10 protein-coding genes are annotated in these 13,985 nt (G+C 38.6%); 1 reads left to right on the top strand and 9 read right to left on the bottom strand.

Annotated elements, in window-relative coordinates:
• Positions 1 to 893: 893 nt before the first annotated feature.
• From NMS_RS10140 to NMS_RS10115, 6 genes are read right to left on the bottom strand one after another with little or no spacing between them, the layout of a single operon-like run.
• A complete protein-coding gene (locus NMS_RS10140) occupies positions 894 to 1,712 on the bottom strand; it encodes a hypothetical protein (protein ID WP_041496603.1) in 819 nt (272 codons plus the stop codon).
• A gap of 43 nt (positions 1,713 to 1,755) precedes the next feature.
• A complete protein-coding gene (locus NMS_RS10135) occupies positions 1,756 to 4,449 on the bottom strand; it encodes a restriction endonuclease (protein WP_041496602.1) in 2,694 nt (897 codons plus the stop codon).
• Positions 4,446 to 5,108 carry a DUF4276 family protein gene (locus NMS_RS10130; RefSeq protein ID WP_041496601.1) on the bottom strand — a complete coding sequence of 221 codons (663 nt, stop codon included), beginning with the start codon at positions 5,106 to 5,108 and terminating at the stop codon, positions 4,446 to 4,448. Before NMS_RS10130 ends, NMS_RS10135 begins: the two co-directional genes overlap by 4 nt.
• Positions 5,105 to 6,172, bottom strand: a complete 1,068-nt coding sequence (locus NMS_RS10125) for an AAA family ATPase (RefSeq protein ID WP_041497655.1) — start codon at positions 6,170 to 6,172, stop codon at positions 5,105 to 5,107. Before NMS_RS10125 ends, NMS_RS10130 begins: the two co-directional genes overlap by 4 nt.
• 22 nt (positions 6,173 to 6,194) lie before the next feature.
• Positions 6,195 to 8,039: a site-specific DNA-methyltransferase gene (locus NMS_RS10120; protein WP_041496600.1), complete on the bottom strand. Its 1,845-nt coding sequence runs from the start codon at positions 8,037 to 8,039 to the stop codon at positions 6,195 to 6,197.
• Positions 8,040 to 8,042: 3 nt separating this feature from the next.
• Complete coding sequence (locus tag NMS_RS10115; protein WP_041497654.1) at positions 8,043 to 8,243, bottom strand: helix-turn-helix domain-containing protein; 201 nt, start codon at positions 8,241 to 8,243, stop codon at positions 8,043 to 8,045.
• 190 nt (positions 8,244 to 8,433) lie between these two features.
• Between NMS_RS10115 and NMS_RS10110 the strand changes: the two genes are divergently transcribed.
• Positions 8,434 to 11,880 carry a hypothetical protein gene (locus NMS_RS10110; RefSeq protein ID WP_041496599.1) on the top strand — a complete coding sequence of 1,149 codons (3,447 nt, stop codon included), beginning with the start codon at positions 8,434 to 8,436 and terminating at the stop codon, positions 11,878 to 11,880.
• A gap of 70 nt (positions 11,881 to 11,950) precedes the next feature.
• On the opposite strand, the gene NMS_RS10105 is transcribed toward NMS_RS10110, so the two are convergent.
• From NMS_RS10105 to NMS_RS10095, 3 genes are all read right to left on the bottom strand, one after another.
• Positions 11,951 to 12,703 carry a P-loop NTPase family protein gene (locus NMS_RS10105; RefSeq protein ID WP_041496598.1) on the bottom strand — a complete coding sequence of 251 codons (753 nt, stop codon included), beginning with the start codon at positions 12,701 to 12,703 and terminating at the stop codon, positions 11,951 to 11,953.
• Positions 12,704 to 12,801: 98 nt separating this feature from the next.
• Entirely contained in the window at positions 12,802 to 13,575 is a 774-nt protein-coding gene (locus tag NMS_RS10100) for a hypothetical protein (protein WP_231862381.1), read from the bottom strand.
• Between the two features lie 22 nt (positions 13,576 to 13,597).
• A complete protein-coding gene (locus NMS_RS10095) occupies positions 13,598 to 13,873 on the bottom strand; it encodes a helix-turn-helix domain-containing protein (protein WP_041496597.1) in 276 nt (91 codons plus the stop codon).
• Between the last annotated feature and the right edge of the window lie 112 nt (positions 13,874 to 13,985).

Raw genomic sequence — 13,985 nt, 5'->3', positions numbered from 1 at the left:
GCTATGTTTACACGAGGGTGGCGCAGTTTTTTGATCGGCTGAGGGGTGTTTTGATGTTGTTATAATGGTAAGTGCTGCTGGCCCCTAATCCCCAGAGGGGACTTTTTGTTTTGAATTCCTAGAGGAATTCAAAATTTGATGACTTACTTATTCTTTTAAGGCTAGCAGCTCTTACTCTTTAGGGAGGAAGTGGTGCCGTTTTTTCACGGCACGGCTGACGACCGTTATTGCTATTGTTAGTGATGAATTGACTTGTCAAAAAATGTGACACCCGGGAAGCCCTTGCGATACGCAGGCTCGCAAAACGATAAGCGGCGGTTGACCCTTTAAAATGCATTCGTGCCTTTGGCGCGTTACCTAACTGGGTTTTAAAGGGGCAACAGTAGACGCGAGTGCGTAATGAATGGAATGTGTGGAATAAAACAAGCCGCGCTCTTTGGATGGCGCGTTGGAAGTGGCGGCGGTCCTTGCAAGGGGATTGAAACCTAGATCTTCCTAGCAACTAGAAGATCCTGAAACGAGTTCAGGATGACAAGACCTTAAATGTGCCCCTTGCAGGGATGTTTTATGGAACAAAATGGAATGAATGGAGCACACCTTATTACCTGCCTTGCAGGATGCTCCTAGAATTACTGAAGTTTGGAAGCATGACTAAACCGTATGTAATGCGCGCGCAAAGGCAAAGAGTACTGGTAGGTCTTAAGTTGCAATAAACTTATTTAATGAGTAAAGATCTTATGGTACTGCTGCACATGCTCTCATGTTCCAAAATAATACCTACCTGTACTGCGCGGAACCGTAGGCTCTTGTTAGTGAAGAATGAATGCACGAATGCAGCTTGCGGAATGAGGTAATGAATGATGAGCTGGCAAGTGCCGGAGGTGGGGGATTGATCAATAGCTTAATTTATCAAAATCCTTTAAACGGTCAATAATTAGTGTAGTTAGACTCTCTTTTTGAACTGAAGGTATCGCTTCTTTGTATTTCTCAAGTCTTACTATGTTTTGTACATTAAACTCGTAGGGAGTAATTTGACTGATGTAGTAGATTAAAATCCCTGATTGACTTTCTTTATTAAGTGAATCCAAATCCGTTACAATTTTGTTATGTATTCTTCTTGATATCTGGCCTTCGGCCTTATTAGAACTTTGATCATCCAGGATTATCAATAACAAATACGTCTTGTGAAACCCTAACTTGTTATAACCATCCAATTGTTTCCAGCCTTTATCGATACCTTTTAGTTTGTTAAAAGCTCTACTGGAATTTTCTAAATTATTCAATCGCTTTTCGTGATCAAATTTGATTACTTTACATTCAAAACCTATAGCATGGTCTGGATTTTGAAATAAGACCATATCAAGATCTCCAGGTATTGATTTAGGATCTACGTAAGGTTCTCTGAGTTCTAAAGCTGAATAAATAGGTCTATTCAAATCATAGAATATTTCGTTTATTAGCATATACAGATGTTTTTTACCAATAATCCAATCCAAAACCTCATTTTCGGACAAATGTTGTTTTGAGAACTTGGATTTAATAAACGATGGATGTGGTTTAGTCAATTCAATAGACGTACTTCCATCTGGATTTTTAGTGGCTAGCGAGAAGTCTAGTTTTTGCACCATGCTCCAGTTCATTTGAATCAACTTATACTTTGGCTTCTTATACCCTAATAGCACTCGCTTAATAAATGAAATAGGATTGGCCATTGCTCTGATTTATTTGAAGGGTACATTTTATTAATTTGGTTCCTTATCCTCTCAATTGCCCAACAGTTCGCACGACCTTATAGGCAACATTGTCCAGCTCTTTAAAATGTGCCTTTCCACACCTTATTTTAAGTTGCTCGTCTAAGTGTAGTTTTGTTACATCTACTTCATTGGTTCCTGTATCCTTAGTTTCTGCAACAAAATATATTTTAGCGTCATTTTGTAAAATTACTGCCCAATCTGGATTATAGGTTCCTATAGGCGTTGGGATTTTAAACCAAGAAGGTAATTTGAAATAGAATTGAACATTCTCGCTGGATTCACAATCTGCAGCAAACTGGCTTTCTACTTTGGAATCTAATGGGATATACTCTTTATAAATAGTTTTACTCTCATCGGTAACTGTATAGGTAAAGTCGTTGACGTAAATCTCCAGTTCTTGCGCTTCAAAACGGCGCATTTCATACTCGCTTCCAGCAATTTTTTCATACTTAATACCCTTGATCATTAGCTCATATAATGTGCGTCGTATGGCCTGTGTGCTTAAGTCTAGGAAAAGCTGAGGATTGATCAATATCTCTTTCATTCTACCTGATTTTTTAAGAATGGCAGCTATTGTGGATCTGGTAAGGTCTGTTCTATCCTGGATGTATTCGTAAACATCTGGTATAAGCCAATTTTTCAGGTCATAACTTTGAAAGCCTTCACTGGCATACATTGTATCTACACCAGTAGCATCCATTTTAATACCGACTTTTACTGATCTTATGGAAGGTGCTTTAATTTCGGGTAACTCCTTCAATACTTCAGCAGCTTTTTCTATTAAATTATCCGTGTTATAATCTACACGATACGTCGTATGCTGCTTGATTTTTTCCCAAAGTGTCAAGAATTTGGGATCTGCTTCAAATCCTTTTCTGTACTCAATTGGGGTTCGTTCCCTTTTGTTTTTGATTCTTCCAGAAAAGGAAACACCGCACTCGTCTTCTATTTCTTTTTGTAGTGCTTTCGCGAAATCTTCATAACTCTCATTTGCAATTACGGTTAACCTATTGACATTTTTATCTTTATTCCTCTTACCACTATCATTGACCGCCAATCGCAAACCACGGCCTATTTCCTGTCGCTTCTTAATTTCAGATTTGGTTTCATTCAACGTGCAGATTTGAAACACGTTTGGATTATCCCAACCTTCTCGTAAAGCGGAATGTGAAAAGATAAATCGCAATGGGTTTTTTATATCCAGTAAGCGCTCCTTATCCTTCATAATAAGGTTGTAGGTGTCTGCTGCATCAGCACTTTCTTTTGATCTTGCGGTGTCTGCCGTATCTTTCCATTTGCCTTTTTTGTCGCTTGCGAAATAGCCGTTATGAATATCATTGATATCAAAACGATCTAATTCTTTGAATGTGTTTTTTGCGACAAGCTCCTTATAAATTTCCTCAAACCACAACGCAAACTTTCCCTTGAGGGCATTACTATTTGCATCATAACTCCTGTAGTTCGCTACTTTATCAATGAAGAATAATGAGAGTACTTTTATCTTTTCAGGGTTTCCATCCTCATCTTTTAAATCGAGAAATTTCTTTTCTTTTTTAAGGTGTTCTTCAATCGTCTTACGCATCTGAAATTTCATCACTTCCTCATTGAGACCGCCTTGGGACGCACCTTTATAGATGATATTTCCGTTCGATAATGAAATGCAATTATTGGCTGCATCAATCTCTTCTATAATGAAACCTTCGTTATAAATTTCACGGTTGTTGGATAGTTTGTATAGATCGCTTCCTGTTTTTACCGTGACTGTTTTCTTTTTAACACCATTGTCTGTATTGGTCATTATAGCGACTTTGGCTGAGACACCTCTTTTTGCTGCGACAATGGATGTGACCGCTACATAAGCCGCGTTGTCTGCATTTTCTTCCATCACGCTATCTACTTCAATCTGCTTTACCAAACCAAGGTCATAAGCCTTTACTGGATTTAAGTTATAGACGAGATTGTACATGTTTCTATGCGTTGCAGAATAGCGAATTGTGCACAATGGATTTAAATTTTCAATAGCTTCCCGACGTTTGTCGGTTTCCATATTTTGTGGTTCATCCACAATCACGATGGGGTTTGTGCTCTTGATGTACTCTACTGGTTTTAACCCATTGGTTTTATAGTGTGGTTGATTTATAATATTGTCATCTTTCGCGAAAGCGTCAATATTCATAACCATTATCTCAATCGTATTACCGTTTGCAAAACCCTTTAGACTGCTTACATTCTTGCTCTCATATACCTGAAAATGTATGGGTTCCTTTTCATAGATGTTCTGAAAGTGGTCGTGCGTTATTTCCAAGTTTTTCAATACACCCTCACGTATGGCCACCGATGGTACCACAATGACAAACTTTTTAAAACCATACTGCTCGTTGAGGTCATAAATGGTACGCAGATACACATAGGTTTTACCTGTACCGGTTTCCATCTCTATTGAAAAGTTCATACCGTCCAGCTTTTTTGAGGCTTCTATCTCATTGCGTTCTTGTATAGCTTTTAGGTTTTTAAGCAGTTGCTCTTCAGACAAAATGAGGTTGTTGCTCACACCTACAATGAGTGACTGTTGAGTGCCTTGATAAACATTGTTATTTACCGCAGCATCTTCTTTAGGCTGGCCTTCAAATAGATCGATCACGCTTTTGCGCGCTTCGTTTTGGTAGGGTAAGGATGCTTCAAATTCTAATTTCATAAACTTGCTCTACGTTCTAATTCATTCAACCACCAGTGAAAGCGTGGACATTTTTCAATAATTACAGGAAGGCCTATTTCATCTAAGATTAATACGCCGTCCACAATTTTATTATAACCGCTTATCAGATTCAATAAGCGTTTTGACGGTGCCGTTTCTGGACTATCATTGATATCTTCTGGCGAATTATGACCATTAATGATCGTTCGTATTTGTGTGATATTTGCTTCATCTTCTTCAAAAAGTGCTTGAATACCTGTGATGGATGAGAATACTAATGCCTCAAACTCATGCAGCTGGATGTAAGGGAATAGGTTTGCAAATGATCCTCCTTGTGTCTGCTCAATATCTTCACGTATGGCATTTTCAAGAAATAACAATCTGTCGCTCTTATTTACAATGGCTGTTGCTTCATCATAACGAGGAAAATCTTTTGGTAAGGCATAAAAATCTATGAGACTGGATATTACCACGTTGTTTTCATAGACCGTTTTAATGATGTCCTTTTTGAAGTGTGAATATTTAGTCAATCCACCTTTTGTATGCTTGATTTTAAAACAATTCACAACGATGCCTTTGTGTATAAAATAGGGTTGCAGCATCGTGTTTACAAAAGCCTCTTCTGTATCGCCCTCTACAATAATTACTATTCTTCTCATTGTGGCTGGCCTTTAATGATACTTTTGGTCCACAATTCGCCCATAGAATAATCGTCCAGCCATCTGTCCAAGTCATTATTGTCCAAACGGTCAAAACTGGATTGATTATCTACCTTGTCCACCGTAATAATGTTCTTTGGTTCAAAATTGTTTAAGAGGTTGACCGATTGGGTAGAAACGATTACTTGACAACCCTTTGCAGCGGCACTTTTAATAAGCCCTGCGAGTTTATTTACCGCTACTGGATGCAAGCCTAATTCAGGCTCATCAATGATTATGATTTGTGGTAATTCAGGCTGTAGTAACAATGTCGTAAGCGCCATAAAGCGTAAGCTACCATCCGATAGATGGCTGGCATCAAAATAGGTATCTGGTTGATCGACCTCGTTCCATATCAATTTGATACGTGTTTCGTCTAGCCTGTCTGGTTCCAAATTAAATCTTTCAAAAAATGGGGCAATACTGGCAATGGTTTTCTCTATACGTTTAAAACTTTTAGGGTGCTTTTCCTGTAGGTAGTACAAATAGGCCGCAAGATTATCGCCGTTTTCCTTCAATATTCTGTTGTCATTAATATTTGCCGGCGTACGTAATGGGGCGCTTGGACTGGTATCGTGAAAATGATAGATTTTAAAGGTTTCTAAGTGTTCACGTAAATATCTATCCCGTATGCTATTAGAAGTTTTAATACCGCTCTCTTTGGTGTTCTGATTCCAAAATGAATGATTGTTAGGTGCATTGTGGTAAATACTATCTTCTTGAGTTATGAAAAAAGAGCCAGTTTCTTGAGGCTCTAATTTGAAACGGTAAGCGTTTTTCCCGAAATTCAAATATCCCTCTATGAGATCTGTATTTTTACGACCATAATACAAAAGATTGTCAATGCCTTGTTTTAAAGAATATTGCTCAAGTCTTTGCTCGTAAATGTTGTTGACCAATTTAAAGAACGAAATGAAATTAGATTTTCCAACGCCGTTGCTTCCTATGAGCAATGTGATCATTTCCAGATCTATATCCAGATCACGGATTGACTTGTAGCCCTTGATTTTAATACGATCTAACATAGTTTTGGAATTAGATTGATCTTTATATGGTTTTAAATTCAATACCTGCATCCTTCATTTGTAATGCCGTATTGGTTTTTAACTGATCGTTGCCCTTAAACAATTTGTCCAGAGCAATTACTTTAATTGGTTTGAGTTTGATTGCTGTCTTTACCGTTTCTTCTGTGGCTTGCTCCAGCATCATAACCAGCTCATTGTCATTTATAATATAGAGACTATCCTTGTGAGTGATTTTACTGTTGAGATCCTTTCCTGACTTGAGAAGCAACTCATATACTATATTTTCTATGACGGCATTCTCACTTACTGGATCGACAAACATATCCAGTTGCTTTTCGATTGCCTTTTCATCCTTGACGTCCAGCTGGCGCCATTGTTTAAAGTTGCTGTCTGACAGTTTTAGGACTTTAAAACCGAGGTCGCCTTTATAATCTGGATTTTCATTTTGGATTTTTGATGAGGCACGTCGAATGCGTTCTTTTGCTAAATCAGCAATTGTTTTGTAGCCCTGTTTAAAGGCTTCGCTTTTTTCTGATGTTCTTTCTTGAAGCTGAACACATATATATTTTCTATTGCCATCATCTGCTGCATTTGTATCTAATAATGCTTGCCCTGTCGTACCCGATCCTGCAAAGAAATCTAATACAATATCTTCTTCCTTTGTTTTAGTTATTTGTTCAATAAATAATGAAATTAAAGCAACAGGTTTAGGAAAATCAAAAATTTTATCTTCCATTAAAGCTGATACTTGTCTAGTTCCATTTGTGGTGTAGCCAACTATTTTTGAATTGAGCCAAGTGGAAAAACCGGTACGATCCTTTTGCAGATCTTTCACAAATTTTTTCTCCCTCGGTCTTCCGGACGGTAACTTTGGAAATAATATTCTTCCATCTGCGATCATTTCCTCAACATTCGATTTAGATTTAGACCAACCTCTTCGAGGATTTGGAGGATAAGAGATATTTGTTTCTGGATCTACTATATCATAATGTAAATTTGGTCGTTGGTCTTTAGTTGCCAATCCTGATAAATCTATACTTGCCCAAGGTCCTCTTTCGTCTTTATCTGGGTTTTTGTATTTAGATTTATCAATTTCTTTTCCGACGAAGGATGCTAATGAGCTTTTTGAATAGACTAAAATATACTCGTGATCGGTAGAAACATTTGATTGATTTCTGCTATCTGCATTTTGTCTACGTTTCCATAAAAGCTGGCCCATTAAGTTTTCTTCTCCAAAAATCTCGTTCATCAACATACGAAGATTGTGCACTTCATTATCATCAATCGATACGAAAATCACGCCGTCATCCTTTAATAGATTTTTTGCCAAAAACAAGCGTGGATACATCATATTGAGCCAGTTGCTGTGGTACTGACCGTTTTCCTTGCTGTTTTTATGGTAGAGGCCTTCCTTGGTCATATAACCGTCCTCGTCCTTATCGCCCACACGCTTTTGATAATCGTCCTTAGTCTCGCTAAACTTATCTGGATAGATAAAACTATCGTTACCCGTATTGTAGGGTGGATCTATATAGATCATCTTGACCTTATTGAAGTAGCTTCGTTGTAATACTTTAAGTACCTCAAGATTCTCGCCCTCGATAAAAATATTCTCTGTTTCCTCAAAATTGATGCTTTCTTCCTTGAGAGGTATGAGCGTTTGCGTGGCTGGTGTTTGCAGTGCCCTAAAGGCATCGCTCTTTCCTGCCCAATTGAGTAAATAGCGCTCATTGCTTAAGTTAATGTCCCTACCCAGCGTGAGCTGTAGTTTTTCCCAATCTATTTTTCCCTCGCTAAAGGCTTCTGGTAGCAGCTCCTTGAGCTGCTGTAGTTTTATTTCCTGTGGTGTTAGGCTTGTACCGTCCATCTCTTACTGTTGCTCTTTAGGGGTAATTAATAGTTCTTTGGGGTCAATATCCAGTATGCGTGCGATTTCATAAAGCACCTCCAGACTGGGCTGTGCGCGGTTCTGTACATAGCCGTTGACCACGTTGTAGCTTTTATCAAGCTGCTGTGCCAGCCATACCTGTTTGATACCTTTGTCCTCGAGGATTTCCTTGATCCGATTCATCATGATCTAGTTTGAATAGTGAAATGTACGTGATTTATATTAAAAATATACTGTATTTTAGGGTAGTGATGATTGTTGCCTATTTCGCTTTCGCGAAAGCGGAAACAATCTTATCTATATTTTGAATATTCAAGATCGAGCATAATGCAGTACTCATTTAGAATATCCGCTTATCCCATATACTGTTTAAATGGCCTTAGATCAAGCTTTATCAAATATTTATCAAACAACAACCTTAACTGACAGGCAAACATTTATTGCCCAGCGTCTGGATAAGCTATTTGATCAATACAATATTCCCTTTAGCGCAAGTAAGCTTTATAAGGGCGGTTTGTTTGCAATGCAACCTAACCTGAGAGCAAATCCAGACTGGATGTCTCAATCAGCTCATTCTTTTAGAGAAATCTTTTACCATGTATTGCACCAATCTAAATTCATTCAGTTTCCTAACGGCACAGATAAGAAATCAGTCCTATTTGAAATGTTTGGGACCAGAAAAAATGAGATCAAACATTTGAATAAATTAGGAAAGATCTATAATATGTTCTCGGATATCGCCCATCACTATTTGAACAAACCCAATCCTAAGGATCAGGTTTCAGAATCGGATTATGATGGACTGGTTCATGAATTTGAAGATGAACTTTATAAAATTCTATTCAGGCAATTAGATGTTCACGAGCGTCTAGGCGAGTTAGTACTGAAATTTGGAAATGCGGAACCAGAAATCGCAGATATTGAAGCTAACAAGAATTATATTACTAAAAGTCTAGATGCAGCGCAGTATTTCTATTCCATCGTGACACCTGAATCGCTATCTGTACTCATCGAGCATGGCTTTTACGATGACCTGCAGTGGTCCGTAAAACATTTTGAACTGGATCAATGGCTAGCGTTTGAGCTTTTTTCACTTGAACGACTTGCCAGCAAGGCTCCAGACATGATTGCTTCTATTTTTTTGAATTATAGAGTTGCCAAAGATGCTGATCCAGCCGCAACTAGACATAGTTTGATTCGATCTCTTGCATATATTCAAGGCGACAATAGAGAGGCTTTATTAAAAATGTTAGATACGCCACCATGGTCATTCAAAAACGTACAAGATCGTTCCGACTACCTATTGGAAAATCTCGCTGAGAATATAGTCGAAACTGGGAACTGGAATCATTTTATTCTTTATTTGAAAGTTAGGTTTGCGGTAGACTCATCAATGCCTACAAAATACGACCCTTGGTCACGCAGAGGGTTTAATCCCTTCAATTATGCGGTTACAACGACCGAACAAACTTTGGTAGGTTTACTAGAAACCCCAAGCGCACATACCGTTGACACACTCAAATTGCTGTGCAAAATTTTTAATAATGGATTATGCCTTGAAAGTCATGAAGCAGCTATTTTTCCTTATCAAGATGCTATTAACTTTTTAAGTTTTGATGTTGTTTCCACCGATGTTCATTCTGCAATCATCGATTACGACACAGAAATTATTGAAAAATTGCTGCTTTGTTATAAGCATCTTGCTGAAAGGGTTATCGCAGCATCCACAGAAACAGAAGATATTTCACTTATTTGGAATGAACTACCCGATTCTCCCATTTGCTGGAAATTGAGATATCATTTGATTGGTATGGCAGGTATGTGCTACAATGACCTCTTTGTAGAGGAATCTGTTCGCTTTACGCATTTTGATGAACCCACTGAATTTCTCTCTGGCGCTGAATACGGTTTAACTATTAGCAAACATTATCCCAGACTCAACGATCAGGAAAAAAAGAAAATCTTCCAGAACTACCTATTGTACTTTAATAAAGAATCAGAAAATTCACATCGTAAAATAGTTTATGCCACACCTGTTTTTTCTGCCATTCAAGAATTTTTAAGCATTGAACAGCTAAATGAATTGGCTCATGAGGGAATTGAATTGATCGAGAATTACAAACCAACACCTTCAATAAGTACAGTCACTGGGGGTATGGTACTCGATCAATCGCCCATAAACAAGCTAGACCTAGCAAAGCTCCCAGTTAATGAACTGATAGAAAAAATAGAAAAGGAATGGCATCCTGAAAAAATTATCAAAAGAAGGAGGTCAAAATCATTTCTACGACCTATCAACGCATCGGGTCTGGGCAAATTAATAGCTCAAGACATGAAAGAACGTGCCTCTGAATATTTGCCTAGACTGAAAGATTTTTTAAAACCAGAGAAAATAACGCTCACGTACGTTTATCACATATTGGATGGACTTGTGGAATGTTTTCGTGGGGCTCTAATAGAAGAAGATCAAGAGCTAGTTCTTGATTTTGTTGCCGAAGTTTTGTCATTATACAAAGAGGACAAATTGGTAGATGTAACCTATTCTGAGGATTTTCAATCAAGGTTTCATGATTTGACCACTAAGGAGATGATATTTTCACGGGTGCGAGATCTTGTAGCGCAACTGGTAGAGCCATCTTCAAACTTTATCGATTCGAGTACAAATCCAACCAGTATAGAGCAGTTAGGCAAGATTCTAGAAATCATGCTACTTCATGAGGATCCTAAACCAACCGACGAGGAATTATCAACCACACAAAAAACTGTTTCAAAAGCGGGAGGGCCTTCACTTGCATGGGATGCCCAAGCACTTGCCTTAAGTTCAATTCGTGGTAGAGCTTTCATGTCTTATATGAATTTTCTAACGCATTTGAATGAAAGTCGCTTTCAGCATATTCATCCAGCTGAAAGATGGCAGTCAACACTTAAAGATTTCATTTATAATGAAAAAACCAGAGCATTGCATTTTATGTTTGGGTTCTACACCTGCACCATATTCAATCTGGATAGATCGTGGTTACTTCACCAAACGAAACATTTATGGTCTGAATCGTACCCCTATGTTTTAAGACTTCAGGTTTGGATAGGATTTTTAAGGCAAAGTCCATGGACTGGATATCTTGAATTACCGATGTATCAAGACGCGTACGTTTACTGGATTACAAATCCTCCTGTACCAGAAACTGACAGAGAATACAGTGGATCATTTGATACTGGCATTGCTACGCATATGATGAATTACTTCGTTTACGCAGCAACAGGTAATAAAGCCGAACAGATTGTAGATCTATTTTTTGAAAAAGGTTGTAGTAAATCAAACTCACGATTTATCGATCTGATAGGGCACCACATCATTGATGAAGAGCATAGCTCAAGCTCAAAGCTACCAGAAGGTATATCTCAATCTTTAAAAGATTTGTGGCATCGATACCTTGATCATCGACCGGAACAGAAAATCCTTGAATGTTTTTCTTTCTGGGTTTCGAATAAAAGTTCTTTATTGAGTATGGATACACAGATCGAGCTAATTCTGTCCACTCTCAAATCAACAGATGGCAAACTATCTTTTTTACACCCCTTAGAAGGACAGCTTATGTCTTTTGCGAAACGGAGTCCCGAACAGGTACTTGAGATTTGCGAACTGTTAATTCTCAATGGAACGATCAGAAATAAATCATCCGAACAATATTTATACCTGAGAGGTATGTGGGTTGATCTATTTCAATTCCTGTATACAACTCCCTTTGCAAACAAGACTGAAGCTTTGGTGTCTAGAATCATTGAGGAAGGTGGTTCAGAATATTGGGCACTGAAGAAATAGATCGTGAGAGTTAGATATCAAATACGGGTATGGTATGCAACTCCCAATTTCGCTATAAAGAGTGAGATTATTACTTTCTTTTATCAACACTATTCTCATCAAACGAAATCAGGTTAAACATTTCGCGCATTCGTGAGCGTACACGTTCGCCATATTTCTCTTGGAGCTCGTCAGCGTTGAGGTTTGTGGTGACGTGGGTTAAAGACCCCTTTAATCCCCTAGCCCCTTGGCCCCTTGTCCACTTTAATCCCCCAGAGGGGGAATTGTTGTGAGGTGTAAGATTCTTGAATATTTCATATCTGGAGATTAGGATTTCTCCCATGACATTGCAGTCCTGGCCGAAATGCTTGCCGGTTTGTTCTACGCCTAGATCGTCGAAACAATAGGGTTTTGTGGTGGCATAGTCCTCAATGATTTTGTGGCCTAAATGATTGAAACCAAAAGTTATGTTGCGGCAGGGCATGAATTCGTAGGCACGACGGTGGGGCGTTAAGTGAGGGAGTAACCTCATCAGAGTTGTCTTTCCGCAACCTACGGGACCGGTTAGTAAAAGTCCTTTACTTACTTCCAGATCATACTTGCTGCAGGAACTCTCATCACCTACAAAATAGCTGGCTAGTTTTAAGAGTAGTTCTTTATCCTCATCATAGAGTTTGAAATCTTTACCAAAAAGTAGCTTGCCTTTTACGCCTAAGTATTTAACGACTTTGGCAAAATCGTATTGAATGAGATTTCCTTCCAAGGTGCCCAAACGGTATTCCAAACCACCCTCGTAGATGATGTGAGGGGTGTTTGGATTGAAAGTGGTGGCGAGGTTTGTCATGGTGGTATGTTTGTGATTGTGGTTTGATTAAAGCGGTCCCGCGATGAACGCGGGATGACTTCGGTGGTAGGTTTTAAAGATTCCCGCCTGCGCGGGAATTAAAGGGGTTGATTGTAGTTCTTGTTTCGGGTGGTGTGGAGGTTGTTAGCCCCCTTTGGTTCCCCCAGAGGGGGAATGTTAGAGTTGTCCCGTAAATGGGACACTTGTTTTTCTTGTTTGATCTCGTCAGCTTTGAGCATCCAATTTTTCGCGGAAGCGTGCCAATTCTCAATTTTGATCTTCCCTCCTATTTTCCAACCGATGGATTGGTAATGGTTGTAAAATTTTTGCGCCTCCATCTCTGGCCACTTTTCTTTTTTGAAAAATTCTAAAACTTCATTTTCATTTTTTGGCTTGGTTAGTTTAAAGCTGTTTTTATTAGTTTGTATATGTTTATTAGAAGGTACCAGTGCTTGTCCTTGATTTGGGACACCTAAGTCCACCACTTGTCCCACTACTTGTCTTGAATATGGGACAGTTGGATTTGAATCAATTTGTTTGTCTGACTCCAAGAGATTCCCGCCTTCGCGGGAACTGAATTTGAGCATCTTAATTTTTGACCCTTTGAATGGATTGTGGGATGGCTCATAAATCAAATACTTGTAATTGTGCAATTCCCGCAGGCACTTATGATAGGTGGATTTGGACCCGATTTTAGATAGCTTCATTACATCTTCTCTGTTCACGTGAAAGCTTCCGCGAAAGCGATGATGATTCCATAATTGAAACAAGGCCAGATACAAACTGATATGCGTTGGGTTTAACCTTCCATCTTCCTGAAACAATTTAAATACTGCGTTGAGGTGTAGGATGTAATTGACTTCTTGCATCATGAATCAAAATGGACAAATTTTCCTATTGGTTATTCACACGATTGTCCTCCAGTACTTTTTGAATGGCCTCTGTCTCGTAAAGAATGATCCCGCCCACCTTTGAATAAGGTAGCGTTCCATTGATGCGCATGTTTTGCAAGGTTCCTGGGCTGATCTGAAGTAGTTCCATTACCTCAGCGGACTTGAGGTATTTCTTAACGTATTTTGAAGCGGGTTGCTCGATGATCTTTTTGAATTCGGCTATAAGTTCTAATTTGAAATCGTGTAGATCGTCTGTGGTAATAATAGCTGCTGGCATAGATTTGAAGTTTTAAAAAAAGGAGCCACCAGGTTATCATTTTTAAAGCAGCTCCTTTCCACTGATTTGACATTCGTTGGACAAAGCTGCTTTAAATTGATATGAATTCTTC

Origin of the sequence: Nonlabens marinus S1-08, assembly GCF_000831385.1 — a bacterium.
Taxonomy (GTDB): domain Bacteria; phylum Bacteroidota; class Bacteroidia; order Flavobacteriales; family Flavobacteriaceae; genus Nonlabens; species Nonlabens marinus.
This window is presented reverse-complemented; position numbering and strand designations above follow the sequence as displayed.